Origin of the sequence: Halobaculum sp. MBLA0147 (assembly GCF_041361345.1) — an archaeon.
Taxonomy (GTDB): Archaea; Halobacteriota; Halobacteria; order Halobacteriales; family Haloferacaceae; genus JAHENP01.
Map to the genome: position 1 here is coordinate 1,579,840 of NZ_JBGKAD010000001.1, position 26,043 is coordinate 1,605,882.

The window sequence follows — 26,043 nt, forward strand, 5'->3', positions numbered from 1 at the left end:
CGGCGTCGGCGGCGTCCGTCGCCTCTGCGGCGTCGTCCGGCGCGGTGGTCTCGCTCACACGTCACCTCCGAGGTACGCCTCGATCACGTCCTCGTTCGACTTCACGGCCTCGGGACTCCCCTCCGTCAGCACCGATCCCTGGTGCATCACGATCACGTGTTCACAGTTCTCCATGATCAGGTCCATGTCGTGTTCCACGATGAGGAACGTGTACCCCTGCTCGCGGAGGTCGTGGACGTGTTCCAACAGTCGCTCCTCCAGCGATGGGTTCACGCCCGCGAACGGCTCGTCCAACAGCATCACGTCCGGGTCCGTCAACAGCGCCCGCGACAGCTCCAACAGCTTCCGTTGCCCGCCCGAGAGGTTCCCCGCGTACTCGTGAGCGAGGTGGTCGATCTCGAAGAACTCCAGCGTCTCCCAGCAGCGTTCCAACACCTCCGACTCCTGGTCGACGACGGAGTCCCGGACGAACGGCAACACGCTGCGCCACAGCGACTCCCCGCGTTGCCCGCCCGGCGCGAGCATCAGGTTCTCCAACACGGTCATCTCGGAGAACTCGCGGGCGATCTGGAACGTCCGCACCAGCCCGCGCTGGGCGACGGTGTGGGGCGCCAAGCCGGTGATGTCCTCCCCGCGGAAGGTGACCGTCCCCGCGGTCGGCTCGTGGACGCCGGTGATACAGTTGAACGTCGTCGACTTGCCGGCGCCGTTCGGACCGATCAACCCCGTGAGCGTCCCGGCCTCCACCTGGAACGTGGCGTCGTCGACCGCCGTGATCCCGCCGAACTCCTTGCGGAGCCCGTCGACACGCAGCGGCACGTCGTCGGCGTCCGGTGCCGCCTCCCCGCCGACGAGGTCGTCCGACGTCGCCGCCGTCCCGCCGGGTGCGCCGGCACCACGACTCTCCGTCGACTCCGCCGCCTCCGATCCCGCAGTCGCCGACCCGTCGTCGGCGGTCGTCGACTCGCCGCCGGTCGTCGACGGCTCGTCCACCGCCGTCTCGCCGTCCGTGGCCGCTCCGGTGTCTGCACGCCCGGCGCTCGTCGACTCGGCGTCTGCACGCCCGGCGCTCGTCGGCTCGTTCGCGGCCGTCTCGGCGGTCACGTCCACGTCGTCACTCATCCGTCTCACCCCCGTCGGTGTAGGCACTGTCTCCGCCGCGGCGGTCGAGTCGGACGCCGGCCGCCGGCTCTTTCCGGTGGCCGAGCAGTCCCTCCGGGCGCCGGTGCATCAGGAAGATCAACACGAGCCCCATCACGATCAACTGGAGCTGGCGGACACTGTCGAGCACGTAGAACCCCAGCGGCACCAGGTCCCCGCTCGCGGAGATGGGCGCCAGCGCCTGGCCGAAGCTGGACGGCGCCTCCACCTCGACGAAGTTCGCGACGACACTCTGGAGGAACCGCGGCCCCTGGAACAACACGGCGGCGAACAGCGCCCCACCCATCACGCTGCCGGTGTTCGAACCGGCCCCACCGATGATCAGCGCGATCCAGATGAAGAACGTCAGCCGCGGCCGGTAGGTGTTGGGCGTGATCGCCCCGCTGGTCATGTACCAGAGGATCCCACCCAACCCCATCAGCGCACAGCCGACGACGAACGCCTTCGTCTTGAACGCGTTCGTGTCCTTCCCGAGCGCGTTCGCCGCGTCCTCGTCCTCGCGGATCGCCTTCAGCACCCGGCCGAACGGGGAGTTGCCGAGCCGCGTCAACACTAGGTAGTAGACCGCGACGGCGACGAGCAACAGCCCACCGTACAACAGACTGTTCGCAACCGGCCGGGGGTTGTTCTCGATGACCGCGCCGACGAGCCCGACGAACGCGTCGTGGACCGCCGACAGGAACAACGCGTCGAACAGCGCCTCCACCGGGCTACCGAAGTCCAAGAGGAGGCCGGAGCCGCCGCCGAACCCGATCACGAGGTCCCCGACCTCGAACCGCTCGAAGGTGCCCGAGAGGAACGTGAACCGCACCATCTCGCTGGTCGCCACCGTGACGATGGCGAGGTAGTCCGCCCGGAGACGCAACGCCGGGAGCGCGACGACCAACCCGAGCAGCCCGGCGGCGACCGTGCCGGCGATCACCCCGACCCACAGCGGGAGCCCGAGCCCGCCGACGCTGCCCGCGGCGGCCTCCGTCGCCGGTGCCTTCGAGACGACCGCCATCACGTAGATCCCGACCGCCATGAAGCCGACGATGCCGATGTTGAACAGCCCCGTGTACCCCCAGTGGAGGTTCAGCGCCAGCGAGAGCAGCGCGAACAGCGCGACGTAGAACGTCAACGTCGCGACGGAGTTCAACTGCCCCCGGACGCCGTAGTCGAGCAGGACCCCGACGAGCAGGTACGCGAGGTAGATCCCGGCGAGCAAGACGCCGATCTTCACGAGATCCTCCTCCCACACCGCCGCGAGCGGGCTCTGCTCGTCGGCCGCGGTCCCACCGTCGGTCGCGACGCCGTCGGACGCGTCGCTCGTCATGCCGTCGACCTCCCGGAGAACAGCCCCGTCGGTTTGACGATCAGGATGAGGATCATCACGAGGAAGGCGGCGGCCCGCGAGAAGCTCGAGGGAATCCACAGCACCGACAGCGACGCCGTCAACCCGATGACGAGGCCGCCGACGATGGCGCCGTAGATCGAGCCGATCCCGCCGAGGATCACCGCCGCGAAGATGAGCAACAGCAGGATCCACCCGTCGAACCAGCCGAGCGTCCCCTTCCAGAGCACGAACATGTAGCCGGCGACGCCCGTCAGTCCGCCGCCGATGATCCAGGTGAACCGGACGACCCGTTCGGTCGGGATGCCGGTGATGCGGGCGAGGTCCTCGTTGTCGGCCATCGCACGCATCGCCTTCCCGAGTCTGGTCCGCTGGAGCAGCAGGTGGACGCCGAGCATCAGTCCACCACCGACCAGCGTCAACGCGGCGTCGTGTGCGGTGACGCGCAGCGTCCCGTCGACGAACGGGATCGACGCGGTCGGCACGGCGCCGGCCGCCGTCGTCCCGCGCTTGGCCGGGCCGAACACGAACTGGATGCCGTACCGGAGCGCGAACGCGACGCCGATGCTCGTGATCAACAGCGTGATCCCCGAGCGGTCACGCACCGGCTCGAACACGAGGCGGTCGACCACCAGCGAGAGTGCGATCGTCCCGACACCGGCGACGAGCATCCCGGCGACGACCGCCAGCGGCGTCTGGGTGGCACTGATCCCGAGTGCGCCCCCGAAGACGGAGCCACCGGCGCCGACCAACAGCAACGACCCGACGTTGGCCGAGGAGCCGAAGCCGCCCGCGACGAGGTAGGTGGTCGCCCACCCGGAGAAGGCACCCGCAGTGATGTAGTCGCCGTGTGCGAAGTTCGCGAAGTTGAGGATACTGTACGTCATCGAGAGGCCGATCCCGGCGAGGCCGATCACCAGCCCCCGCATCAGGCCGTCCTTCACCAGGACGGCCACCTCGGAGACCTGGACCGATCCCGAGAGGAGTCGGGTGCCGAGGTTCACGAACAAGAGGACGACGAGGAACCCGAAGACCAGTGCGAGTGGGTTCGCCTCGACGACCTCCCGACCCCGATCGTACGATTCTGTCACGCCCATGTGTGTCTCACTCGTACGTAACATACTCACACGTCTTAAACACCCCGGCACGGGTGGGTGGGGTCCGTCCCGCCGCCGTCCGTCGATCCCGCGGCCTCTCCCGGGGAGCCAGCGGGGCCGACCGGCCACCCGAGCGGGGCTCGTCGCCGTCCGGACGGCGTCTCGCGGCCGCTCGGTGGGTGTCGTCTCGGGCGTCCGAGGTCGTAGGCCGTCGCGGCCGTCTCCGAGAGGAGACTCTCCGTCGTGGGAGCCGTCTCGCGAGCCCGCAGGAGACCTCGCCGACCCGTGTGAGCCGGACGGCGGGGACTCCTGTCGTGGGTCCACACGGAGGGGACGAAGCGGTGTCCTCAAACCGTTCGGTGTCTCAGCCACGTGCAGACGATGAGTTCGTACCCGTCGTTCGTCGTGGGGATCGCAGGGGGCACGGGCGCGGGGAAGACGACGGTGTCGCGACTGATCGCCGAGAGTGTCGGCGAGTCCGTCACCCGCATCCCGATCGACAACTACTACGAGGATCTCTCGCACATGGACCTCGCGGAGCGCGAGCAGGTCAACTACGACCACCCGGACGCCTTCGAGTGGGACCTGTTGCGCGAGCAGTTGGAGCAGTTGCTCGCCGGGCAGCCCGTCGAGATGCCACAGTACGACTTCGAGATCCACAACCGCAAGGACGAGCGCGAGACCGTCGAGCCGACGGAGGTGATCATCCTCGAGGGGATCCTCTCGCTGTACGACGACGAGATCAACGAGATGCTGGACCTGCGTCTGTACGTCGAGACGGACGCGGACGTACGCATCCTCCGGCGGATCGAACGTGACGTGATCGAGCGCGGCCGAGATCTGGAAGGTGTGATCGACCAGTACCTCTCGACGGTGAAACCGATGCACGAGCAGTTCATCGAGCCGACGAAGAAGGCCGCCGACCTCGTCATCCCGGAGGGCGCCAACAGCGTCGCGATCAACCTCTTGGAGGAGAAACTCCAGGCCGAGGTGAACGGCGACGCGACCCGAACCTGGGAACGCGGCGCGCTCGAACGCGAGATCGACGGCGTCGACGACACCACCTCCTTCGGCGACGACTGATCGCCGACGCGACTCCCCGCTACGGCGACCGCCGAGGCCACCTCGCCAGGCGACGACTGACGACCGCCGCTCTCTCGTGACGGCCGAGAACTGCCGTCCCTACCCCTCGACGCGTCGCCGTCGGTACCAGTCGACGGCGGCGTAGACGACGACGTAGCCGACGACCGCGAGGGCGACCGCCAGGACGACGTTGCCGAGCAGTTGGCGGACGAGCACGTCCGTCCCCAGCGCCGGGTCGAGCGAGCGCAGCGTCTCGGGTGTCGGCCGCGCCCCCGGCACCGGGCCGAGCAGGCGCTCGCCGATCCAGTAGCTCCCCCCGTAGATCGCCCACTTCACCGGGGGGTTGAACACGGCCAGTGTCGCCGCCAGGGCGAGTTTGCTCGCGCGCTCGGAGAGGTACGCCACGGCCGCGAACAGGGGGATCGCGCCGCCGGCCGTGGGCAAGGCGACGACGACCGTCCCGAGCGCGAACGTCGCCGCCACCTCGACGGTGGTGTGGTCGCCGACGACGGCCCGTTCCAGTCCCGCGGCGAGTCGCTCGCGGGCCGCCCCCGGCCGCTCGCGGACGGTGCTCACCCGCTCCCACAGCGCGGCGAGCCGTGACCTGACCGTCGGGAGCGCGGGCGTCATTCGTCCGACGTTCGCGCCGAGACGGCATAAGCGAGGTGGGTGGGATGGAGTGTGTGACGAGTAGGTGAGACAGAGTGCGTGACGAGACACGACGACGCCGTCGGGTCCGCTCGGAGAGCCACCCGCGTCCGTGGGCGTTCCCCGGCACCGCACACGTTCGTCTGTACGTGTTCGTGCATACCGAGACCGAAGTTCCGGTGTAGCGTCTCGTGCAGTCGGAAACTCACAGACGAGTCAATCCGAGCGCCGTGGGTCCGTCAGCGGCCGGTAACGAACCACTCATTATCGAGCGGCCGCTTGGACGAATATGCACACACGCCGACGCGGAGACTCGTTCTCGACGACCGCGACGCCGCCGTTCGGAGGTGGGGCGCGTGAGCAGTGACGGCCGCCGAGACGGGACGCCGTTCGCACCGCACACCCCCGCCGAGACGCGGGCGATGCTCGAGGAACTCGGCGTCGAGACCGAGGCCGAGCTGTTCGACATCCCCGACGATGTCGCCTTCGAGGGGGAGTTGGGGATCGAGCAGCGCTCGGAGCGCGAGGTCGTCACCGAGTTGGGCGAGACGTTCGCGGACAACGACGACCTCGTGGAGTTCCTCGGACGGGGCCACTACGACCACTACGTCCCGTCGCTGGTGGACAACCTCTCGCTGCGGTCGGAGTTCCTCACGAGTTACACCCAGTACCAGCCGGAGATCACGCAGGGGTTCCTGCAGGCACTGTTCGAGTACCAGTCGATGCTGGTGGAGTTGACCGGCCTCGGCGTCGCCAACGCCTCGATGTACGACGGCGCGACGGCGCTGGGCGAGGCGGCGCTGCTGGCCGAACGACTCCGCTCCGTCTCCGGGACGGAAGTGTTGGTGCCCGAGCAGTTGCGTGACGGGAAGCGGGCGGTGTTGGAGAACTACGTCGACGGCTCGGACCTGACCGTCGAGACGTACCCGTACGCGGACGGCACCGTCGACACCGACGCACTCGCCCGCGCGGCGACCGAGGACACCGTACTCGTGTACGCCGAGACGCCGACGGCGACGGGCGCGATCGAGCCCGCACTGGAGACGGTCGGCGAGGTGGCCGACGACGCCGACGCGCTGTTCACCTACGGCAGCGACGTGGTCGCGCTCGGCCTGCTGGAAGAACCCGCCGCGGTCGGTGCGGACGTGGTCGTCGGCGAGGCGGCCTCGCTGGGGCTGCCGACGGCCGACGGGATGGGCACCGGACTGTTCGCCTGTAAGGAGGAGTTCCTCCGGCAGGTGCCGGGACGGCTCGTCGGCGCGAGCACCGACGAGAGCGACCGGCGGGCGTTCACACTGACACTCCAGACCCGCGAACAGCACATCCGCAAGGAGCGTGCCACCTCGAACATCTGTACGAATCAGGCGTGGGTGGCGCTGCGGACGGCGATGCACGTCGCGTCGCTGGGTGCCGACGGCCTCGCCGAGTTGGCGGAGTCGTCGGTCCGGCGGGCGAGTGACCTCGCGGCGCGACTCGACGAGATCGACGGCGTGACCGCGCCGGTCCACGACCGCCACCACTTCCGCGAGTTCCCCGTGAGCGTCGGAGAGGCGGCGGTCGCGGACGCCGAGACCGCCGCGGCGGCGCTGCGAGACCGTGGGTTCGCCGTCCACACGCTCGACGACACACGACTGCAGGTCTGCGTGACGGAGACGAACGAACACGCCGTCGACGACTTCGTCGCGGCGGTCCGGGAGGTGGCCACATGAGGTACGATCAGGCACGCTACGGCGACGACGAGCGGTACCAACCCCTGCTGTCGGAGAAGGACACGACCGAGGTCAAGCCCGGCGAGGGATCGGCACTCCCCGACGACTTGACGCGCGACTCTCTGGAGTTGCCGTCGCTGTCGGAGCCGGAGTTGGCGCGTCACTACACGCGGCTCTCGCAGATGAACTGGGGGGTCGAGTCGGGGTCGTACCCGCTCGGCTCGTGTACGATGAAGTACAACCCCAAGTTCACCGAGGAGGTGGCGGCCGACGAGAACGCGGCCGTCCACCCGGACCGCCCGGACGAGACCGTCCAGGGGAACCTGAAGCTCCGGTACGACCTCCAGCGGTACCTCGCGGAGATCGGCGGCATGGACGCGGTGACGCTCCAGCCGCCGGCCGGCGCCGCCGGAGAGTTCACCGGGATCACCGTCGCGAAGGCGTACCACGACCACCACGACAACGACAAGAGCGAGGTGATCGTCCCCGCCTCGGCCCACGGGACGAACTTCGCGACCGCCGCGATGGCGGGCTACGAGGTCGTGGAACTCCCGTCGGGCGAGGACGGCCGCGTCGACTTCGAGGCGCTGGAGGCGGCCGTCTCCGAGGAGACCGCCGCCCTGATGCTCACGAACCCGAACACGGTCGGGCTGTTCGAGCGCGACATCGCGGACATCGCGGAGTTGGTCCACGACGCCGGCGGCCTGCTCTACTACGACGGCGCGAACCTCAACGCTCTCTTGGGTCGTGGGCGGCCGGGCGACATGGGGTTCGACATCATGCACTACAACGTCCACAAGACGTTCGCGACGCCCCACGGCGGCGGCGGCCCCGGCGCGGGCCCGGTCGGCGTCGTCTCGGATCTGGCCGACTTCCTCCCGCGACCGCACGTCCGCGCCCGAGACGAGGACGGCGAGGTCGTCGCGGACGGCGCGGACCGCGAGGACCTGACCTACGAGCGGTACGACCCACCGGAGTCCATCGGGAAGGTCCACGGGTTCGACGGCAACTGGCTCGTGTTGGCGAAGGCGTACGCCTACATCGCCCGGCTGGGTGACGAGGGGCTGCGCGACGCCAGCGCGAAGGCGACGCTGAACGCCAACTACCTCGCCGAGCAGTTGGACCTGGAGGTCCCCTACGAGCCGTTCCACCACGAGTTCGCGGCGACGGCGGGCGACCGCGACGCCGCGGACGTGGCGAAGGGGATGCTCGACTACGGCGTCCACCCGCCGACGACGAAGTGGCCGGAGTTCGTCCCGGAGGCGATGTTGACGGAGCCGACGGAGGTCGAGAGCCGCGCCGAGTTGGACGACCTCGCGGCGGCGTTCAACCGGGCGGTCACGGACGACGAGGAGACGCTCGCCGCGGCACCGACGCAGACGGCCGCGAGCCGGATCGACCAGGTGTCGGCCGCCCGCGACCCGAAGCTGTCGTGGCACGCGCTCGACGACGCGACGGCCGACGAGTGACTGTAACGCGCGTTTGAACGTCCGGTGTCTTCAATACCCTCTCGGCGCTACGTCGAATCGCCCGACGCGGTGCCGTTGCCCCTGCACCGCGCTGGGTGGAGACTGCCCCGAACCCCGCCGTGATCCCCCCGGATCACGCGCCCTATCTCTCCCCCTCTCGACACGGTCGAGCCGTGCGGCCGTCGCGTCGCCCACCTGCAGTGACGACCGATCACTCGCGGAGTCCTCGTACACTGCAGGGACGAGGCGGTCACTCGACGACAGACGCCGGCACAGCGGGCTCTCCGTCGGTCCAGCGCAGCGCGTCGAGTACGTCGACCAGTCGGTCCGTCCGCCGGTCGAGGACGTTCAACGGGTGGCTGTCGAGGTGGGTCGCCGCGAGTCGATCGACCGTCCGACCGCCGTGGTCGAGTTGGAAGTGGCACGGACCCAGTTCCGGGTGTGTCTCGTCTTGGTGCCAGCCTGCCATCAGGTTCCGCTCGGGTTCGACCCACTGGATACTGTAGAATTCGTGGTCGTACGCCGCCGGAAAGTCGAACGAGACCTGCAACTGTGCCCGGTCGACGGGCCACGTGGTGTCGAGGAACCGGTCGGGGTCGACTCGCACCCGGACCTCCCGACGAGTCCCAGCAGACGGGTGGTACCACACGCGCTCGACCGGCGACTCCGCCGTCGTCGCGCGGGTGTCGAACGTGTCGAAGATCCGCCGCAGCAGTCGTCGCCTGTCGAGGTTCGCGCGATTCGCGAGGAACAGCATCACTGAGAGAGTCGTTCCGGAACGTCCGTCTGCTCGCTCGCGTCCGGGTGGAGTGACCGGGCGTCGTCGTACAGTTCGAGTGCATGGCGGAGGAGTCGCCTGTCGTCCGCCAGTCGCTCCCACCGCCGGAGCACCGCGTTGCGACGACGCGTCTCTTCACCGGACTGCGCCGCGTCGGTGAGCGTGGACTCCAGTTCCTCGCGGCTCTCGACGTCGAACTCCGTCCGCCACTCGTCGACCTGCGATTGGATCTCGGCGACCTGATCCCGGAGCTCCCGACGGGTGTGATCGTTGATCAACGCGGCGAGTTCGTCGAAGTACCGCCGCTGGTAGTTCGGCGCGTACTTCGTGTGCCCGTCGTCACCCTCGACGGTCGCGACACGCCCGAACTCCGCCAGCGTCGACAGTTCGTCCGCCACCGTCTCCCACGACCCCACGTCCGCCTGGTCGCGGATCCACTCGACGGACCGCGGCTCCGAGAGCGTCGTCGCGACCGCTCTGATGCGTTCTCGGGCCGTCGTGTCCGCCGTCCACGAGGCGAAGCCACGCTCGCCGTCCCGATCCTCGGTGTCGTCTCCGGTGTCGTGATCCGCTGTCACGTCTCGTCGTAGTCGCTGCGTCTCTATCTATCTTGTGGCTTCTCGGATATTCGAGATGCACGGGCCGAGATGGGACCCCGGTGGTGGCACCGTGTGAGACCACGCCGACGGGCAGTGCCGCGCTCGCCGGAGCACTGCGTCACGACGAGAGCACCCGAAGTGCCTACCGACAGGAGAGCCGCACTGGCGCACAGAACGTTCATGCCCGCCCGGCCGCTACGTGACTCCGATGCGACTCGACGACTTCCTCGAGTACGAGGTCGACGACGACGCCGAGCGTCGTCGCCTCGCCGAGGAGAAGTCGTACGAACTGCTCGACCACCTGGAGTCGTTCGAACACCGGTTCGCGGAGGCGACGGACGGGGGCAGCAGTTTCGGCTCCGTCTCGCCGGCGATCTTCGTCGGTACCGCGAACTACCCGAACGTCTCGACGGGCATCCTCTCGCCGGTCGGGCGCGAGGGGGACGCCGCCCGCTACGAGACCTCCGGCGCGTGGTACGAGGAGGGGGTCTCGATCTCGGACGTGTTCGAACGACGGACGAGTCTGTTGAACGCGAACCAGTCCGTCGAGCGGAACGTCCACGAGGCGGCGCGGGCGGCCGACACGTCGACTCGCCGAGACGACGACGGGCTCCCGAACGTCCACGACGCGTGGAACGGCTTCCTGGGCACCCAACGCGAGGTCGCCATCGCGGACCGGCCGGTGGACGTGGAGGTGGCACTCGCGGACGGCCCCGACGTGGACTTCGATCCGGGACGCGACGACATCTCGACGCCGACCGGCCCACGGGCGGCCGCGGCCGACGCGCGACTCGGCGAGAACCCACACGTCCCGCCGGCCGTCGAGAAGACGCTGGAGGACGACGACTGGCGCGCCGAGGGGGCGATCAACTACCTCTACAACCGCGGGTTCGACGTGTACGAGATCAACACGATCCTCTCGGCGGGCGCACTCGGGCGGGCCGACGAGCGCCGCCTCGTCCCGACGCGGTGGTCGATCACCGCCGTCGACGACACCGTCGGGCAGTTCCTGCGGGGGTCGATCCGCACGAACACGTCCGTCGACACGGTGGAGGTGTACCACGACAGCTACCTCGGCAACGAGTTCTTCGTCCTGCTGGCACCCGGCTCGTGGGAGTACGAACTCGTCGAGGCGAAGGCGCCGGGGAGCATCTGGAACCCCGACAACGAGGAGGCCTGGTACGCCAGCGACCGCGAGGGGCGGGAGGGCCGGACCAGCTACCCGGAGGAGACGGCCGGTGCGTACCACGCGGCGCGACTCGGCGTCCTGGAACACCTCGCGGAACGGGGCCGGTCGGGGAAGGCGCTGGTCGTGCGGTACGTCTCGCCGGACTACTGGGGGCCGGCGGGCGTCTGGCAGGTCCGCGAGTCGGTACGGCACGCCTTCGAGGGGCGCGTCGGAGAGGCGGAGACGCTCGCCGAGGCGGTCCGGCGCGTCGCAGACCGACTCCCGGTGCCGCTGACCGCGTTGCGACAGAAGTCGACGATGGTCGCCGGCCTCCAGTCGACGCTGTCGGCGTTCGACGCCCGGACGGACTGAGTTGACCAGTCGTCGTCACACGACGAGTGAGTCGTCCGACGGCGGTCGCCCCGCTCTCGTGTGCGCCGAGCCAGAACCGATTAACCCCGGGCGGGCGACGGTACGGGTATGGCACCGTTCGCGGCCGAGCGCGTCGTCGGACAACTGCCGGGTGGGCCGGAAGTACTGGTGATCCTGTTGTTGTTGGGTGTCGTGATCCTCGTCCCGCTGGGAATCTTCGTCGTCGTCTACCGGTTCGTCGCCGGACGCAACGACCACGAACAGCGGCTCTCGCAACTGGAACGCGAGGTGGCCGCCCTCCAGCGCGAGGTGCGCGAGTCGGCGGACGACGACGAGACGGAGGCCGTCGACCCCACCGCGTCGGTGACGAACCGCGACACGGAGTGAGGGAGAACTGCTCGGCCGGGAGTGATCCACGAGCGGGCCGACAGCCACTACTCCGCGTCGAGGTTCGCGTACGCCTCGGCGACCAACTCGCCGGTCTCGTCGACGATCGCGTCCATCGCCTCGGTGTCGGTGTCCAGCCCGAGCAGGCGCGCGATCCGCATGATCGAGACGTGGTACACCTCCTGGCGATCGGGCTCGACCTCGCGGACGATCACGTTACAGGGGAACAGGCCGCCGATCTGCTCGTCGGTGGCGTCGAGCGCGCGGTCGGCCATCTCCGGGTTGCACGCCCCGAGGACGTAGTAGGGGTCCCGGTCGGCGTCGATCTTCTCGGCCAGCATCTTCGAGGGCGAGAACTCGGTCGCGATCCCGAACCCCGCGTCGAGGAACGCCTCGCGGACGTGTTCGACCGCCGGCTCGTGAGCCATCGCCAGCGTCGCCCGCTTCTCGCCGTAGTCTGCCGCCGCGACCTGTGTCGGGTCGATGGGAAGTTGCACACGCGTCGTTCGGTCGCGGCGTACAAAACGTCGCCGTCGGCTGTCGAGCGCGACTCCCGTGGTCCTCCTCGTCGGAGGCCCTTCACTCCGCGTCGAGAGCGGCGGCGACGGCCTCGCGGAACCGTTCGGCGCGGCGGGTGATCTCGGCGTAGTCTTCGGCCTCGACGGCGGTGTCGGGGACGAGCGCGGAGCCGGCACCCACCGCGACCGCGCCGGCCTCGAGGAAGTCGCCGGCGTTGTCGGGGGTCACGCCGCCAGTCGGGAGCATCGGGATCTGCGAGAGCGGGCCCTTCATCGCGGCGACGTGGTCCGGGCCGACGGTCTTCGCGGGGAACACCTTCACCAGATCGGCCCCCTGCTCGTAGGCGTCGACGGCCTCGGTGGGGGTCATCACACCCGGTGCGACGAGCGCACCGTGGCGGTTGCAGGTGTCGATCACGTCGTCGTGCGAGGACGGGGAGACCACGAACTCCGCGCCGGCGGCGAGCATCCGCCCGGCGGTGTCGCCGTCGATGACGGTGCCCGCGCCGACGGTGGCCTCCTCGCCCAACTCGTCCGACAGCGTGGCGACCATCTCGGCCGCGCCGGGGTTGTCGGCGGTGACTTCGAGGGCCGTCACGCCACCCGCGAGTAGTGCCTCGCCGATCTCGACCAGTGTCTCCGGGTCGACGCCCCGCAAGACGGCGACGACGCCACTCTCTCGGATCGCGTCGAAGGTGTCGGTACTCACACGCGAGTGAACACCGTCACCGGACATGAAGGTGTGGATCGGGCGGAGAGAGCCGCAGCGTCGTGGAGGGCAGTCGACGTGTGTGGGCGGCAGCGGTCAGGGATCCGTTTCGGGTGGAGCGCGACGCTCGTGGGCAGAGACTGTCGGAGCGGTGGTCGGCCGGTGCGGCGTGGTGCGGAGCGGCGTGGTCGCGGAGGCAGGGCGGAGCGGGACGGATCGGCGTGGTCGCGGAGCGGTGCGGTTGCGGTTGCGGGACGGAGTGGGACGGAGCGGCGTGGTCACGGAGCGGTGCGGTTGCGGAGGCGGGGCGGTTGCGGTGGCGGCGCGGCGCGGTCACCGCCAGCACACCGACCGCGAGCGCGCCCCGCGGGGCGCGCTCGCGGCCCTTTTTGATCGAGCTTTTTTCCTCGGGTGGCCGCCGCAGGCGGCCACCCCGAGGAGTGAAAAAGGTCGGTGCCGAAGAAGGTCGTTTACATGAAGTCCTCGATGCTCGTCGGCTTGTTGTGGTCGTTCTCGAAGATGGACTCCAACGAGCGGTCGAGGATCTCCAGTCGTTGTTTCGTGTACTCGCGACAGCCGAACTCCTCGGCGACCTCGCGGGCGGTGTCCATGTACTTGTTCACCGACCCGCGGTGGACGGTGAGGGTCATGTCGCCGCCACACTCCCGGCAGTCGCCGGTCAGCGGCATCCGGCGGTACTTCTCGCCGCAGTCGAGACACCGCGTCTCCTGGCTGGAGAACGCCCGGAGGTTGCCGATCAGGTCCGGGAGGAAGTGGTACTCGATGACCCGTTCGGCCACGTCCGTCTCGTCGACGGCCCGCAGCGTCCGCGAGAGGTTCAGTTGCGCGTCCATCTTGTCCATCATCGAGCCGAGCGTCTTGTACGCCGACAGCGCCGGCCCCATGTGGATGTCCGTCGTGTCGTGAGTGTGGTCGAACCCGTGGTACTGGTCGTCCGTCCCCAGCGTCTCCTCGGCGATCTGCACGTCGACCGCCTCCGGGTCCGCCTGCTCGCGCGTCGCCTCGTAGAACTCGCGCGGGTACCGATCCACGACGTCCATGTTGTGCGCCTCGTCGTCGATCTCCGTCGGGTCGATCCGCGAGGACATCACCAAGGGTGCGTCCATCGAGTTGTGGGCGTACAGCCAGTTTGCGGTGAAAACCGGGTCCCCGCCGACCTGGAGATCGTACAGGTACCCCTCGTAGTCGGAGCGTTCGACGTTCTCGACTCTGAGGTACGCGAGATCGCCGTCGACGAGAGGTCGGATCTCGTCGAGAAGCTTCCTAACTCGATTTGCCGTCTCTTCGTTGGCTCGTTGAGCGACGAGTGTCTCGACATCCGCCACCATCTCGTCGAGTTTCTCCAGCGAGACGTTCTCTCGACGCTTGAGGTACTTCGGGATCGCCTGCTTCACTCCGTCGAGACCCGACTCTCTGATCTCGCGTAGTGCGTCGGGAATCGTAACTGTGAGACTCTTCGGACGGTACGGTTCCTCGCCATCGAGAATGCGACGGAGCGGGTTGTCGTCGCGCCCGCCAGAGACATTGATATTGTAGATCGGCTGACGAGGGTCATCCCGTTCCCGGTAGGAAATGTTGGCGACGATACCGAGTCGGTGAAGTAGAAAGACGATCCCGTCTTTCAGTTGCTCGCTCGTCGTGTGGAACGCGACGGTCGTGTGGTTGTCGTCGCTCGTCTCGCTCCCGTCACCGGTTTTGAATCCGCGGAGGAACGCGAGCGCAACTCGGTCTGGAGCTGTACGGATACACTGTGGAACCACCTTCTCAGAAGAGTCGTAGCTGTCTGCGTCGACGAAACCGAGACTGTACAGGAGCTCTCTGAACACCGTCGGGAGGCCTAGCCTGTACGCGTCGTTCGACCAACTCACGTTCGGGTCGTGACCGAGCGTTCGTTCGGTGATTGCCCGTGCCCGCTCAATCACTTCCTCGTCTGCATTGTTGATGGTCGGTTGAACGCTCGATGTGGATCCCTCGGCCGCGAACAGCCCGAGCAACCACGCAAACTCTTCGTCCACCTCAACGTGGCGGTCGATTCCGTCGGAGGAACCCTTGATCCCGACGGTGAGGTCCTCGGGTAGAGTGGTTCCCGACTCGTCGGTAATGTCGTCGAGCGTGTCAGCGTGGACCTTGCGCTTCGAGAGCCGGTAGGCGAGACCACCGTCGAACGCCTCGCGCGTGTCACTTCCCCACTCTGCGTCGTTCCAGACGTGTTCTAAGTACTCCTCAACGTCGTCGTCGATGAACACGTAGGGGTCACCGAGACGGTCGAGTAAGTCGAGTGTCTTCGACTCCGTCCCGATATCCAGCGATTCCGGCGCGAGGATCAGATCTCCCTCAGACAGTTCCTCGCCAGCGACCTCCTCAATCTCACCGTCGTACCGGAACAGGCTGTGATGCTCTGTGACTTCGAGCGAGCGGCCGAATTGCGTCTCGATACGGACGAGGGACGTGTCGTCTGCTGCCTCGTAACGGATTGCCTTCTCTATCGGACGCAGCGAGGCGCGGTGTGAGTCGTCGAATGCGTACGTTCGCCACCCCTCACTGCGGCACGTCTTCTTTCGGAACTTGCCGTCGCGTTCGACAGGGCTGTTGAGTCGGTCCCAGAACTCGTCGAACGTAGTGAACTCGACATCTCCGTCTGGCCCGACCGCCACGAGCCGGGAATCCTCGGCGACACTTCCCCCTCGCTGGTCCGGCAGGTACGTCTTCGAGAAATTCAGTAGTCCATCCATGAGAAGCATAACACAATCCTCATCACCATCGCAATTTCGCCGCTTGGCCGCGTGGAAGTACGGGTGCGCGTACCCCACGGCGGCCGAGGTGAACCCGACGACGCGGCCGACGACGGCGGCGCTCGTGTGGGGGGCCATCCCGAAGACGAGTTCGCCGACGAGGTCGTCGCGTTCGTTCACCTCGTAGAACGGCTCCAGGTCGTAGAACCGCTCCAGGAGGTCGTCGACGAAGTCGGCAGTCCGCATCATGTGCTGGGCGGCACCCTCCGAGAGCACCACGTCCTGGACCTTCAGCTCCACCAGTTGGTCGTCGTGGCGCAGCGGTTCACCGTCGACGTCCGTCTCGTACCCCAACTGTCGGAAGTGGTCGGCCGTCACGTCCAACTCCTCCGGTCGGACGGCCGTCACCGGCAGGTCCGTCATGTCGTACCGGACGGTGCCGTCCTTGAACGCCGAGACGCCGTGTTTCGCGCGGAGCACACCCTTCGCGAGCGGTTCCGGCGTCTTGTCCGCCGAGGAGAGCCCCTTGACTCCCTTGAGGATCTCGTAGCTCCCCTCGCGTTCGCCGATCTCGTCGAGCGCCGCCGCGAGACGCTCGTTGAGATCGATGGTGAACTGGTCGGGGCTCTCGACCTCGCGGTCACACCGGTCGCAGACGACCCGCCCCGACTCGTCGGGTTCGTGGACGGTGCCACACTCCCGACACTCGTAGTACGGCTCCGTGTGCGCGCCACAGTCCGGACAGGCGACCCGGTAGGTGTGGGTGCCACAGTCGGGACAGGCGCGCTCGCCGACCCGCGCCTCGATCACGCCGCGGCCGGCGTCGGTGCGGGTGCGCGCCGCCTCGCCGACCGACCGTTGACTCCCACCGGCCTCGCCGATGGGGAACAGCGTGTGGACCGCCGGCGACAGTTCGCGCGACTCCGACTTCTCCGGGCGGCCCATCCGGTTACCGATCCGCGTCGGCGCCCGCTCGCGCACGCGGAACGGCGCGATCTCGTTCACCGCACGGATCGCGTTGTCGCCGCCGTCGTACTCGCGGGCCGACTCGGAGAGGTCGGCCAGCGTCCACTCGCGGGCGAGTCCGTCGGAGACGCCCAGTTGTCGCAGGAGTGGGCGGAACCCCGGCACGCGCAGCGCGTCCGGCGTCTGGGTGTGTTCGACGAGGAGGCGTTCGAGCACGCGCCGTGTCGTCTCCGTCCGCTCGAAGACGAGCACGTCGCCGGTCACCTCCCCGTCGGCGACGGCCGCGGCGAGCGCGTCCACGTCGGCGACGGACACGTCGTGCCAGAGGTAGGTGTACGCCGGGTGCAACGGCGCGTCGTAGTCGGTCGCCCACGACAGCGCCTCGTCGGGCGTCGGCTCGTCAACGGAGACCGTCGGGTCGTCGCGCAGCGCCTGCACGTCCGCGCCCGCGTCGGCGAACTCCTGGACCCACCACTCGACGGTGTAGGAGGCCGGGGCGAGCGGGTGGTTGTTCTCGACGAACTCCCCGTAGTTGACGAGGTACTCGCCCAGGTCGAGGATCTCCTCGACGCCGTTGCGCACGTCGAGTGCCTCCTGTGGGTCGTCGATCCGACGCACGTCCCCGTTCGCCAGTCGGACGGTCGGCCCCTCGATGGAGTCGACGGGGACGACGCCCGCCGCCTTCCCGGGGCGTTCGGTCTTGATCTGTGTCCCGGTCGCGAGGAAGTCGTCGACGAGGTGCATCGTCGCCGGGTGGACCCCGGCGGTGGCGAACCCGTGGTTGCGCGCCCGACCGTACCGGAGTCTGAACCCCCCGGACTCCGACGGGTGACCGAACACCGGGCGGCCCGCGATCAGGTCCCGCAGGAACTTCTCGCTCGGCTCCGCACGCGGCGGTGTGTCGGCCGCTCCGCCGTCGCTCTCGTCGCCGTCGTCTCCGTCGCCCGACCCCTCGGCGTCCGTGTCGCCGCTCTCGGTTCCCTCGGCGTCCGTCTCGTCCGCTTCGTCGGTGGTGTCGTCCCCGTCCTCTCCGTCCGCGTCCTCCTCCCCGCCGTCGTCCTCGTCGGCGTGGTCGTCGTACGTCCCGTCGATCAGGTCCTGGAGCCACGGCCACTCCACCTCGTCGAGTTGGCGGGTGTACCGCTGGATCTTCGGGGCCTTCAGCGCGATCCCCTCCGCGAGCACGAGACACATCCCGCCGCGGGCGGCGTTCGTGTCGATCCGTTCCAGGTCGCGGAAGCCGTCGACCTCCCCGTCGGAGGTCGCCTCCCCGTCGAGCATGATCGGGGTGTGTTCCGTGATGAACTTCGTCTCCTTCGCCTTCGGGGTGTACTGGAGGCCCGTCTCGGAGTCGTAGAGGTCGATCTCCTCGGCGTAGCGCTCGACCTCGTCGTCGCGCGGCCGGAACTCTTCGACGTCCAACAGCGAGCGGGCGTAGTCGGCGACCAACACGGACAGCGCCTGTGCGGTCCCGCCCGCCGAGCGGATCGGCCCGGCGTAGTAGACGTTGACGAACTCCGTCCCGTCGTCGTTCTCGAGGATCTCCACGCGGTCGATCCCCTCGATGGGGGCCGCGACGACACCCTCCGTCAGGAGCGCGACCGCCGTCCGGACGGCCCCCTCGACCTTCCCGGCACGAGAGTCGAAGTCGCCGACGGTCCCCTCGACGAAGTCCGTGACGAGTTCGAGCGCCGCCTCCTCGCGGGACATCTCGCCCTCCAGTTCGCGGACGCGCTCGGCGACGCCGTCGATGCCGAGGATGTTCTCGACTCTGTCGGCCATGTCGCGGGCGACCGGGATCTCGATCTCCGTCTCCGGGTCGCGGCCGCGCTCCTTCGCGGCGGTCGCGCGGGCGAAGGCCTCGTCCAGTTCGTCCTCGATCCGTTCGAAGTAGCGCTCGTCGTCGGGTCTCACGCTGTCTCCCCCGGAACCGGCGACACCCGGACGACACCCACCGGCGTCGCCGGCTCTCGTCGTGTCACGTCAGCCTACTGCGCCCCGCCTCGACAAAAGTCGTGTGCCTCGGGCGACGCCCGCCACCACCTTCGCGGCGACACCACGTCACTGTCGAGACCGGTCGCGTCGGAGCAGTGCGACGACCGCAGCGTCGGGCCCGGAACCGGCCGCATCCGGCCGCGTCCCCGCGTCGTCCCCGGGTTTCCACTTCCACTCCGCGTGCCACCGCCATCTTAAATACCATCGGGAACCAACCACCGTACGCCTCCCACTCGAAACACCAGGAGGCAGGAGAACCATGGCAGACTTGCGAACCCACGCGGAAGAGATCAGTGCGCAGTTCTCGGACCACATAGACGTCGGTCCCGACGAGGTACACGAACGACTGGAGACGCTCGTCGACGAGTACAGCGTCCCCGTCGAGGAGGCGCGTCGCAGTGTCACGAGTTCCTACCTTGACGAGGCGGGACTCGAGCGCGACGACCTCGCACCCGGCGGGAGCGAGGAGACGCTCGTCGGCGACATCGAGGCGGACGAGGAGTGGGTGGACCTGGAGGTCCAGGTGGCGGACCTCTGGGAGCCACGCCACGAGTCCATCGCACAGGTCGGCCTGCTCGGCGACGAGTCGGGGACGATCAAGTTCGTCGCGTTCGCGACGAGCGACCTCCCGGAACTGGAGGAGGGTGCCAGCTACGCGCTCGGCAACGTCGTCACCGACGAGTACGAGGGCGACTACTCGGTGAAGCTCAACCGGACGACGACGATCACGGAGCTCGACGAGCCCGTCGAGATCGGCGAGGACGCCGTCGAGATCGAGGGCGCGCTCGTCGACCTCCAGTCCGGCTCGGGGCTGATCAAGCGGTGTCCCGAGGAGGGGTGTACGCGGACCCTCCAGAACGGCCGGTGTTCCGAACACGGCCAGGTCGACGGGGAGTTCGACCTCCGCGTCAAGGCGGTGTTGGACGACGGCGACACCGTCCAGGAGGTGATCTTCGACGAGGAGGCGACGGAGCGGCTCGCGGGGATCGACCTCGCGGAGGCCAAACAGATGGCCCAGGACGCACTCGACACCACCGTCGTCGAGGAGGAGATCGCGACCACCATCACCGGTCGCTACTACCGGGTGCGAGGCCCGGAGTTCGGCCGGTACGTGCTGGCCGACGAGTTCACCGAGCTGAGCGAGGCACCGGACGCCGAACAGACGCTGATCCGAGCGAGGTCGATCTGACATGAGCAGTGTTCCATCCCGCGAAGTCGCCCGCCGCGTCTTCGCGACCGAGTACAACGACGGGAGTCACACGTTCAAAGAGTCCGAGGACGAGCGCGCGCCGCTGTACCTGCTGCTCCCGACGGGGGAGCGGGCCAACCGCGTGTTCTTCGTGGGGACGCTCACCGAGACGGAGGATCTCGGCGACGACAGCGAGTACTGGCGTGGTCGCATCGTCGACCCCACGGGGACGTTCTTCGTGTACGCCGGCCAGTACCAGCCCGAGGCGGCCTCGGCGCTACGGGACCTGGAGCCGCCGGCGTACGTCGCGGTCGTCGGCAAGCCCCGGACGTTCGAGGCGGACGACGGGACGATCAACGTCTCCGTCCGTCCGGAGTCCATCTCCGAGGTGTCCGCGGCCGCACGCGACCGCTGGGTGGTCGAGACCGCCGAGCGGACCCTCGACCGGATCGAGGCGTACGACGACGAGGCCAACGAGTACGGGCGGATGGCTCGCGAGCGATACGATCTCCCGACGGAACGCTACCGGGAGGCGACCGTCGCCGCCCTGGAGTCGCTCGACGAGGGGGACGAACTCGGCGGCGACACCGACGCCGCCGACGAGACGGAACCCGAGCCGACGCCGTGAGGTGACCCCCGAACGGCGCTATCACCGCCGATAGTCGTCTGACGAACGTTGAAGTAGCGAGCGACCACAACGTGTGCCAAATGGGCAAGAAGGACAAGACGATCTCCTTCCGGGTGAGCCAGGAGGCGTTCGAGTCACTCCAGGAGATCGCCGACGAGCGCGACCTGTCGCTGTCGGCGCTGTTCCGCGACTACGTCGACGCGCTGGTGGCACACGACGGCCAGGTGGAGGTGGTGCCAGACCACGCGGTCGACGAGTCGGCGGCCGAGGACGACGAGCCGACGTTCCCGCCGCGCGTCACCGTCCCGAAGGGGTTCGTCCGCGAACACGAACGGCTGGAGTTGGAGGCCGACCACCTCCGCGAGCAACTGGAGGAGTACCGCCAGTACGTCACGCACCTCCACGACAGACTCGACGACGAGGACGACGAGGACGTGGTGTTCTTGGAGGAGTTGGACGGCGACGGCGGCGACGAGGAGTCACTCGACGACGGCTTCGAGATCGAGACGGACGAGCGTTACCGCGTCGGGCGCGAGTAGTCGCACTGCGAGTCGCGGGACGCCGTACCGTCTCACCCGCGTGGTCGACGACGGCCGAGGACTCAGCCGGTGAGCGCGTCGCGTGCCTCGCGGGCCTTCCGGGCCATCTCGTCGTCACCCTCCACTTCCGCGAGCGACTCGACGGCCTCCAGCGTGCGGACCGCCGAGTCGAGAAAGGAGAGTACGTCCCCGGAGTAGGCGTACAGCATGTAGTCGTCGCCCATCACGTCGACGATGGCGTCCGGACCGAACCCCTGTGCGCGCAACTCCAGGAGGTACTGGACGAACTTCCGCTCCGGGTGGCCGCAGTAGGGGTTGTCCTGACAGTCGCAGTCGAGGAAGTCCTCGGCGAACTCGAGCAGCCGGTCGCGGGTGGACTCGTCGACCTCCGCGAGCCCGTCGCCGGTGAACACCAGATCCAGCGTCGCCCCCTTGAACGCACCCTTCGGCACGTTCGTGTCGAGTTGAGAGGCGATCTGTCGGTGGTTCTTCAGGTAGATCTTGTCCGTGATCGCCACTGGTGGGACTCGATAGGCTCGTTCGGTACAAGAACGCGACGGTGTCGTCGCTCGGGCGGCCACGGGGGCCGTCGCGAGGCTCGCGGCCGATCTCGGGTGATCGGACCCTCGTCGCACTCAGGCGGCCGACCCGCCGAACACGTCCGCGTCCTCGGTGTCGTCCGCCGTCGACGGACCGTCCGTGTCGGCGGTCTGTGCGTCTGCGCCGGCCGCCTCGACCAGCGGGAGGTCGACGACGAACACGGCGCCACCGTCACTCGCCCGCTCCGCGTCGAACTGCGGGACACCCTCCCGGTCGTGCGCCCACACCTCGCCGCCGAGTCCGTCGACGATCGTGTCGACGACGTTGAGTCCCGCCGCCGTCCCCGGTTCGTCGTGGTCGAACAGCGTGCGGTCCGCTGTGGGGCCGAGCCCGGGGCCGTCGTCGGCGACGGTGATCCGTGCCACGTCGTCGACGCACTCGAGCCCGACGCGGACGACCGGATCGTCGCGGTCGTGGTGTTCGACGGCGTTCTCCAGCAGGTTGTCGACCACCGGCCGCAGTGACTCGTTGGCTCGCACGGACAACCCCTCCGTGAGCGCCGTCTCGACGGTGAGCCCACCGAACGAGCGGCGTGCGGAGTCGACCGCCGGTCGGAGCAGTTCGGCCGGGTCGACCGGCGTCTGCTCGGCGTCGCCCGCGACCGCCTCCACGACTGCACGGGCCTGCTCCGTCCGGTCGACGACGGTCTGGGCCCGTTCCTTCAGCGTCGCCGCCGTCTCCGGCTCGCCGACACGCTCGGCGTAGCCGGCGATCACGTTCGCGTCGTTGCGCACGTCGTGGCGTAACATCCCGTTGACGAACGCCAAGGCGTCCCGGACGCGCGCCACCTCGCGAGCCTCGCGTCTGGCACGCGCTCGGTACACGCCGCCGACGGCGCCCGCGAGGTAGCCCGCGCCGAGCGTCGTCGCCAGCAGGAACGTCGGCTCCGAGACGACGCGTCCCTCGGCGAGCCGGATCAGGATCGTCCCGGTCACCGCCAGCCCGAACGCCAGACTGCCGCCGACGCCGAACAGCGTCACCGTGCCGCGGTCCGTCGTGTCGAACGCCGACCGCGCGAGCCAGACGCCGACGCCGACGACGCCGAGTGCCAGCGTCCCGTCGAGTGCGAACGCCGCGAGCGGACCCGACAACTGGTCGATGGCGACCGTCTCGCGGACCAGGTGGTGGTACGCCGTCAGCCCGACGAGCGTCACGCCGTACAACAGCGTCACGGCGACTGGCGGGTCGAGGCAGACCCCGTCGTCCGTCCCGCGAGTGCCGGACCCGATCCGACCCGCGTGCCCGTGGTCGTCGATCGCGGTCGCGTGTCTGTCACTAGAGTCGGACGGGCCGTCCGCGTCCGGTCGCTCGCGCGGGTCCGCTCCCCGCACGGATCGCTCGTCGTCTCGTGTACCCCGCTCGTCCCCCATTCGATCGACAGACTCGGGCAGCCGTCGAAAAGCTGGCGATGCGTCCGCCACGTGGCCGATCGTCGCCGTCGAGACGACGCCGCGACACTGGGTGGACGCCCGTCGTGTGAGTCCGTCTCGCCCTCGTCGGGAGTCGTAACGTACTTGTCCGGAACGGCTGTACCGGTGAGTGTGTCCGGGTTGGGGTAGTGGTATCCTTCAGCCTTGTGGGGGCTGAGACGCGGGTTCAATTCTCGCACCCGGACCTCCTCTCGACGCGACTCGGTCAGTCGTGGGTGTGCCGACGCTCGTCGTCCGGCGTGTCGCGTCTCGACTACCACCTACCGGGCGGTGTCGGCCGCGCACCGACTACCGTCTCCCGGGCGGTGTCGGTCGCTCGCCGACCCCGCCGACGCGACCGCCGCGACGGATGATGTCGAACGCGGTCATCAGGTCCGTCCGCGAGACGAGGCCGGTCAGGTCCCCGTGCTCGTCGACGACGACCAGTCGGCCGACACCACGTCGTTGCATCGCCTGGAGCGCGTCCATCGCGTCCGTGTCTGGCCGCACGCTCGCGACCTCCGTCGCCATCACGTCGCTCACCGTGTAGGCGCTCTGTTCGACCTCGCGGACGCGCTCGGTGTCCTCCAGTGTCACCATCCCGACGAGGTGGCCGCCGTCGATCACGGGGTAGCCGGTGTGACGCTCTCGGACCATCTTGTCGAGCAGCGCCGCGACGGAGGTGTCGGGGGAGACCGTCTTCACCGCCGGTGCGGGCGTCATCACGTCCCCGACACGCACGTCCTGGAGTGCGGCCTGGATCGCGGTCTGTTGGGCCTCTCCGGAGGCGGCGACGTAGACGAACAACGCCAGTCCGACGATCAGCCAGTCGCGGCCGAGTAGTCCGAGCAGGCCGAGTCCGACCGCGAACACCTTCCCCACGTCGGCGGCGATCTTCGTCGCCTTCGGGTACGAGTAGCTGCTGGCCAGCAGGGCGCGCAACACCCGACCGCCGTCCATCGGGAAGCCGGGCAGCATGTTGAACGCCGCGAGCACCACGTTCGTCGCCGCGAGGTACGCGAGGACGAACGCGACCGGAGCCGGCGACGGGACCGCCAGGACGACTGCCCCGAAGCCGACGCCGAGCAGGACGCTCACTGCCGGGCCGGCGACGGCGATCACCAACTCCGCGCGCCAGTCGTCCGGGTTCTCCTCGAACTGCGCGACGCCGCCGAACAGCCACAGCGTGATCGACTCGATCCCGTAGCCGTACCGGCGGGCCGTCAACGAGTGGCCGAACTCGTGACACAGCACGGAGACGAACAGCCCGACGGCGGCGACGGCGCCGAGCACGAGTGGACGGAGGCCGCCGTCGAGTGTCCCCGTCGCGATCGACAGCCCGAACAGGTCGTTGAGCGGGGCGACGAGCGCGCCCACCTGCTGGCCGATCAGCCAGGCGAACACCGGCAGGATCACCAGGAACGTCCAGTTCAACTGGATCGGGATCCCGGCGACGCGGCCGACACGGATGCCACGCATACCTCGAACTCCGTCCCGGCGGGGGATAAACTCGTGTGGTGAGTCGGGTCCTCGGCTGTCGTGTGAGCGCTCCCACCGACCCAGGGCTTGAAACGGTCGCCCGACCCATCGACGGGTATGGGAGACACCGCAGACACGAACGACGGCACGGACACGACCGGCGAGACGGGGCCCGCAGAGACGGGTGGAGCCGAGACGGCTACGGAGACGGGTGGAGCCGAGACGGCTACGGAGACGGGTGGAGCCGAGACGACTGCGGAGACGGGGAGAGCAGAGACGACTGCGGAGACGGGGGGAGCAGAGACGGCTACGGAGACGGGGGCAGCAGAGACGACTGCGGAGACGGGGGGAGCAGAGACGACGGCGGGTGGGAGGTCGACCACACCGCCGACCCCGGTCGTCGTCGACGGCGACGACGTGACCTACGAGGCCGTCGACGCGGCGGCGGGGCTGTCGAAGGGTGTGTTGCTCGACGAGTCGGACGGCGCCCCACACTTCGCGCTCCGACGGTTCGTCCTCGACCCGGGCGCCGAGGTACCGCGCCACACCAACGCCGTCGAACACGAACAGTACGTGCTCTCTGGCGAGTACACGGTCGGGATCGACGACACGGAACACACCGTGACGGCCGGTGACGCACTCCTGATCCCCGCGGGTGTCGTCCACTGGTACCGCAACGAGAGCGACGAGCCCGGCGCGTTCCTCTGTGCGGTCCCGAACGGAGACGACACCATCGAACTCGTCGAGGAGTAGTCCGCGAGCGAACCACGAGCGGCACCCGTCGTCGACGCGTGTGGCGGGTCGCGGTCAGATCCGGCCGAGTGTCCGCCGGATGTCGCCGACGTCCATCTCGTCCAAGGCGGCGTCCGTCTCGTCGGCGACGGCCTCGTACCGCTCGCGGAGTCGGTCGTACGCCTCCGAGTCGGCCAACTCCGAGGGCGAGAGGTGTTCCGACAACAGCGCGCACTTCCGGGCGAGCGTGAACTCCTCGCGGACGGCGTCCTCGTACGTCCGGAGCCGGGCGAGGGTGTGTGTCACCTCCAGCAGCTCCTCGTGGTGGACCGGCTTCACGAGGTAGGTGTCGAACGGCAGCGACACCACGTCCTCGTCGGGCGAGACGGCCGTCACCATCCCGACGGCACAGTCGTAGCCGGCGTCACGGACGTGTCGCAACACGTCGTCGCCCGAGAACCCCGGCATCCGCCGGTCCAACAACACCACGTCCACGTCCTCGTCGACCGCCGCGACCGCCTCCTGGCCTCCGGCGGCGACCGTCGGCTCGAACGTCTCGTCCGTCGACAGGTGCCCGGCGTACGTCTCTGCCACGTCCCGCTCGTCGTCGACGACGAGGACGGACACCGTCTCCCCAGTTCCGGTACCCATACGGACGCCAGTTGGCCAGCACCAGTCTTCACACTTTCGTCGCTCACTGGGTGTACCGTCCGGTCGCCGTC

22 protein-coding genes and 1 tRNA gene are annotated in these 26,043 nt (G+C 68.7%); 10 read left to right on the top strand and 13 right to left on the bottom strand.

Going from position 1 to position 26,043, the window contains the following annotated elements; all coding sequences use genetic code 11:
• Positions 1–54: 54 nt before the first annotated feature.
• Genes RYH80_RS07480 through RYH80_RS07490 form a run of 3 tightly spaced genes read right to left on the bottom strand, consistent with a single transcriptional unit; the run spans position 55 to position 3,423 of the window.
• Entirely contained in the window at positions 55–1,122 is a 1,068-nt protein-coding gene (locus RYH80_RS07480; RefSeq protein WP_370903231.1) for an ABC transporter ATP-binding protein, read from the bottom strand.
• The gene (locus RYH80_RS07485) at positions 1,115–2,476 is read right to left on the bottom strand and encodes a branched-chain amino acid ABC transporter permease (RefSeq protein WP_370903232.1); all 1,362 of its coding nucleotides are present in this window, start codon (positions 2,474–2,476) and stop codon (positions 1,115–1,117) included. Before RYH80_RS07485 ends, RYH80_RS07480 begins: the two co-directional genes overlap by 8 nt.
• Complete coding sequence (locus tag RYH80_RS07490) at positions 2,473–3,423, bottom strand: branched-chain amino acid ABC transporter permease (protein WP_370904680.1); 951 nt, start codon at positions 3,421–3,423, stop codon at positions 2,473–2,475. The genes RYH80_RS07485 and RYH80_RS07490 overlap by 4 nt, the downstream gene beginning before the upstream one ends.
• A gap of 549 nt (positions 3,424–3,972) precedes the next feature.
• On the opposite strand from RYH80_RS07490, the gene udk reads away from it, so the two are divergent.
• On the top strand, positions 3,973–4,674 hold the full coding sequence (gene udk / locus RYH80_RS07495) for a uridine kinase (RefSeq protein WP_370904681.1): 702 nt from the start codon (positions 3,973–3,975) through the stop codon (positions 4,672–4,674).
• A gap of 99 nt (positions 4,675–4,773) precedes the next feature.
• Here the strand turns inward: udk and RYH80_RS07500 are convergent, their stop codons facing one another.
• Positions 4,774–5,304 (bottom strand): DUF2062 domain-containing protein, encoded by a 531-nt coding sequence (locus RYH80_RS07500; RefSeq protein ID WP_370903233.1) that lies wholly within the window; start codon positions 5,302–5,304, stop codon positions 4,774–4,776.
• A 374-nt stretch (positions 5,305–5,678) separates the two neighbouring features.
• Between RYH80_RS07500 and gcvPA the strand changes: the two genes are divergently transcribed.
• Both gcvPA and gcvPB read left to right on the top strand, forming a co-directional pair.
• On the top strand, positions 5,679–7,031 hold the full coding sequence (gene gcvPA / locus RYH80_RS07505; protein WP_370903234.1) for an aminomethyl-transferring glycine dehydrogenase subunit GcvPA: 1,353 nt from the start codon (positions 5,679–5,681) through the stop codon (positions 7,029–7,031).
• Complete coding sequence (gene gcvPB / locus RYH80_RS07510) at positions 7,028–8,500, top strand: aminomethyl-transferring glycine dehydrogenase subunit GcvPB (RefSeq protein ID WP_370903235.1); 1,473 nt, start codon at positions 7,028–7,030, stop codon at positions 8,498–8,500. The genes gcvPA and gcvPB overlap by 4 nt, the downstream gene beginning before the upstream one ends.
• A gap of 250 nt (positions 8,501–8,750) precedes the next feature.
• Here gcvPB and RYH80_RS07515 read toward each other — a convergent pair whose 3' ends face one another.
• Both RYH80_RS07515 and RYH80_RS07520 read right to left on the bottom strand, forming a co-directional pair.
• Positions 8,751–9,257, bottom strand: a complete 507-nt coding sequence (locus RYH80_RS07515) for a hypothetical protein (protein ID WP_370903236.1) — start codon at positions 9,255–9,257, stop codon at positions 8,751–8,753.
• The gene (locus RYH80_RS07520; protein WP_370903237.1) at positions 9,257–9,856 is read right to left on the bottom strand and encodes a DUF7342 family protein; all 600 of its coding nucleotides are present in this window, start codon (positions 9,854–9,856) and stop codon (positions 9,257–9,259) included. Before RYH80_RS07520 ends, RYH80_RS07515 begins: the two co-directional genes overlap by 1 nt.
• Positions 9,857–10,085: 229 nt before the next feature.
• Between RYH80_RS07520 and RYH80_RS07525 the strand changes: the two genes are divergently transcribed.
• Together RYH80_RS07525 and RYH80_RS07530 are read left to right on the top strand one after the other, a co-directional pair.
• Complete coding sequence (locus RYH80_RS07525) at positions 10,086–11,417, top strand: hypothetical protein (RefSeq protein WP_370903238.1); 1,332 nt, start codon at positions 10,086–10,088, stop codon at positions 11,415–11,417.
• A gap of 108 nt (positions 11,418–11,525) precedes the next feature.
• A complete protein-coding gene (locus RYH80_RS07530; protein WP_370903239.1) occupies positions 11,526–11,804 on the top strand; it encodes a hypothetical protein in 279 nt (92 codons plus the stop codon).
• A gap of 47 nt (positions 11,805–11,851) precedes the next feature.
• Here RYH80_RS07530 and RYH80_RS07535 read toward each other — a convergent pair whose 3' ends face one another.
• The 3 genes from RYH80_RS07535 to RYH80_RS07545 all read right to left on the bottom strand — a co-directional run bounded on the left by RYH80_RS07535 (position 11,852) and on the right by RYH80_RS07545 (position 18,664).
• On the bottom strand, positions 11,852–12,301 hold the full coding sequence (locus tag RYH80_RS07535) for a DUF302 domain-containing protein (protein ID WP_370903240.1): 450 nt from the start codon (positions 12,299–12,301) through the stop codon (positions 11,852–11,854).
• An 82-nt stretch (positions 12,302–12,383) separates the two neighbouring features.
• Complete coding sequence (locus tag RYH80_RS07540) at positions 12,384–13,031, bottom strand: bifunctional 4-hydroxy-2-oxoglutarate aldolase/2-dehydro-3-deoxy-phosphogluconate aldolase (RefSeq protein ID WP_370903241.1); 648 nt, start codon at positions 13,029–13,031, stop codon at positions 12,384–12,386.
• A 470-nt stretch (positions 13,032–13,501) separates the two neighbouring features.
• A complete protein-coding gene (locus tag RYH80_RS07545; protein ID WP_370903242.1) occupies positions 13,502–18,664 on the bottom strand; it encodes a DNA polymerase II large subunit in 5,163 nt (1,720 codons plus the stop codon).
• 340 nt (positions 18,665–19,004) lie between these two features.
• Here RYH80_RS07545 and RYH80_RS07550 point away from each other — a divergent pair, with 340 nt between their 5' ends.
• The 3 genes from RYH80_RS07550 to RYH80_RS07560 all read left to right on the top strand — a co-directional run bounded on the left by RYH80_RS07550 (position 19,005) and on the right by RYH80_RS07560 (position 21,101).
• The gene (locus RYH80_RS07550) at positions 19,005–19,934 is read left to right on the top strand and encodes a replication factor A (RefSeq protein ID WP_370903243.1); all 930 of its coding nucleotides are present in this window, start codon (positions 19,005–19,007) and stop codon (positions 19,932–19,934) included.
• A 1-nt stretch (position 19,935) separates the two neighbouring features.
• Positions 19,936–20,562, top strand: coding sequence for an RPA family protein (locus tag RYH80_RS07555; RefSeq protein ID WP_370903244.1), 627 nt, complete (start codon positions 19,936–19,938; stop codon positions 20,560–20,562).
• 80 nt (positions 20,563–20,642) lie between these two features.
• Positions 20,643–21,101 (top strand): DUF8146 domain-containing protein, encoded by a 459-nt coding sequence (locus RYH80_RS07560; protein ID WP_370903245.1) that lies wholly within the window; start codon positions 20,643–20,645, stop codon positions 21,099–21,101.
• A 62-nt stretch (positions 21,102–21,163) separates the two neighbouring features.
• Here RYH80_RS07560 and RYH80_RS07565 read toward each other — a convergent pair whose 3' ends face one another.
• Positions 21,164–21,619, bottom strand: a complete 456-nt coding sequence (locus RYH80_RS07565; protein ID WP_370903246.1) for a DUF5814 domain-containing protein — start codon at positions 21,617–21,619, stop codon at positions 21,164–21,166.
• 117 nt (positions 21,620–21,736) lie between these two features.
• Positions 21,737–23,071: an ATP-binding protein gene (locus RYH80_RS07570; protein ID WP_370903247.1), complete on the bottom strand. Its 1,335-nt coding sequence runs from the start codon at positions 23,069–23,071 to the stop codon at positions 21,737–21,739.
• A 174-nt stretch (positions 23,072–23,245) separates the two neighbouring features.
• On the opposite strand from RYH80_RS07570, the gene RYH80_RS07575 reads away from it, so the two are divergent.
• Positions 23,246–23,316: transfer RNA gene (locus RYH80_RS07575), tRNA-His, on the top strand.
• Positions 23,317–23,419: 103 nt separating this feature from the next.
• Here RYH80_RS07575 and RYH80_RS07580 read toward each other — a convergent pair.
• Entirely contained in the window at positions 23,420–24,589 is a 1,170-nt protein-coding gene (locus tag RYH80_RS07580; protein ID WP_370903248.1) for a CBS domain-containing protein, read from the bottom strand.
• A 417-nt stretch (positions 24,590–25,006) separates the two neighbouring features.
• Here RYH80_RS07580 and RYH80_RS07585 point away from each other — a divergent pair, with 417 nt between their 5' ends.
• Positions 25,007–25,342 carry a cupin domain-containing protein gene (locus RYH80_RS07585; RefSeq protein WP_370904682.1) on the top strand — a complete coding sequence of 112 codons (336 nt, stop codon included), beginning with the start codon at positions 25,007–25,009 and terminating at the stop codon, positions 25,340–25,342.
• Between the two features lie 54 nt (positions 25,343–25,396).
• Here RYH80_RS07585 and RYH80_RS07590 read toward each other — a convergent pair whose 3' ends face one another.
• Positions 25,397–25,972 carry a response regulator gene (locus RYH80_RS07590; RefSeq protein ID WP_370903249.1) on the bottom strand — a complete coding sequence of 192 codons (576 nt, stop codon included), beginning with the start codon at positions 25,970–25,972 and terminating at the stop codon, positions 25,397–25,399.
• Positions 25,973–26,043 lie beyond the last annotated feature (71 nt).

Bases quoted from the DNA above. Each gene is read 5' to 3' on its own strand.
- RYH80_RS07480 (WP_370903231.1), bottom strand. From the start codon at position 1,122: ATGAGTGACGACGTGGACGTGACCGCCGAGACGGCCGCGAACGAGCCG.
- RYH80_RS07485 (WP_370903232.1), bottom strand. From the start codon at position 2,476: ATGACGAGCGACGCGTCCGACGGCGTCGCGACCGACGGTGGGACCGCG.
- RYH80_RS07490 (WP_370904680.1), bottom strand. From the start codon at position 3,423: ATGCGGGGGCTGGTGATCGGCCTCGCCGGGATCGGCCTCTCGATGACG.
- udk (WP_370904681.1), top strand. From the start codon at position 3,973: ATGAGTTCGTACCCGTCGTTCGTCGTGGGGATCGCAGGGGGCACGGGC.
- RYH80_RS07500 (WP_370903233.1), bottom strand. From the start codon at position 5,304: ATGACGCCCGCGCTCCCGACGGTCAGGTCACGGCTCGCCGCGCTGTGG.
- gcvPB (WP_370903235.1), top strand. From the start codon at position 7,028: ATGAGGTACGATCAGGCACGCTACGGCGACGACGAGCGGTACCAACCC.
- RYH80_RS07515 (WP_370903236.1), bottom strand. From the start codon at position 9,257: ATGCTGTTCCTCGCGAATCGCGCGAACCTCGACAGGCGACGACTGCTG.
- RYH80_RS07525 (WP_370903238.1), top strand. From the start codon at position 10,086: ATGCGACTCGACGACTTCCTCGAGTACGAGGTCGACGACGACGCCGAG.
- RYH80_RS07530 (WP_370903239.1), top strand. From the start codon at position 11,526: ATGGCACCGTTCGCGGCCGAGCGCGTCGTCGGACAACTGCCGGGTGGG.
- RYH80_RS07550 (WP_370903243.1), top strand. From the start codon at position 19,005: ATGGCAGACTTGCGAACCCACGCGGAAGAGATCAGTGCGCAGTTCTCG.
- RYH80_RS07555 (WP_370903244.1), top strand. From the start codon at position 19,936: ATGAGCAGTGTTCCATCCCGCGAAGTCGCCCGCCGCGTCTTCGCGACC.
- RYH80_RS07560 (WP_370903245.1), top strand. From the start codon at position 20,643: ATGGGCAAGAAGGACAAGACGATCTCCTTCCGGGTGAGCCAGGAGGCG.
- RYH80_RS07570 (WP_370903247.1), bottom strand. From the start codon at position 23,071: ATGGGGGACGAGCGGGGTACACGAGACGACGAGCGATCCGTGCGGGGA.
- RYH80_RS07580 (WP_370903248.1), bottom strand. From the start codon at position 24,589: ATGCGTGGCATCCGTGTCGGCCGCGTCGCCGGGATCCCGATCCAGTTG.
- RYH80_RS07590 (WP_370903249.1), bottom strand. From the start codon at position 25,972: ATGGGTACCGGAACTGGGGAGACGGTGTCCGTCCTCGTCGTCGACGAC.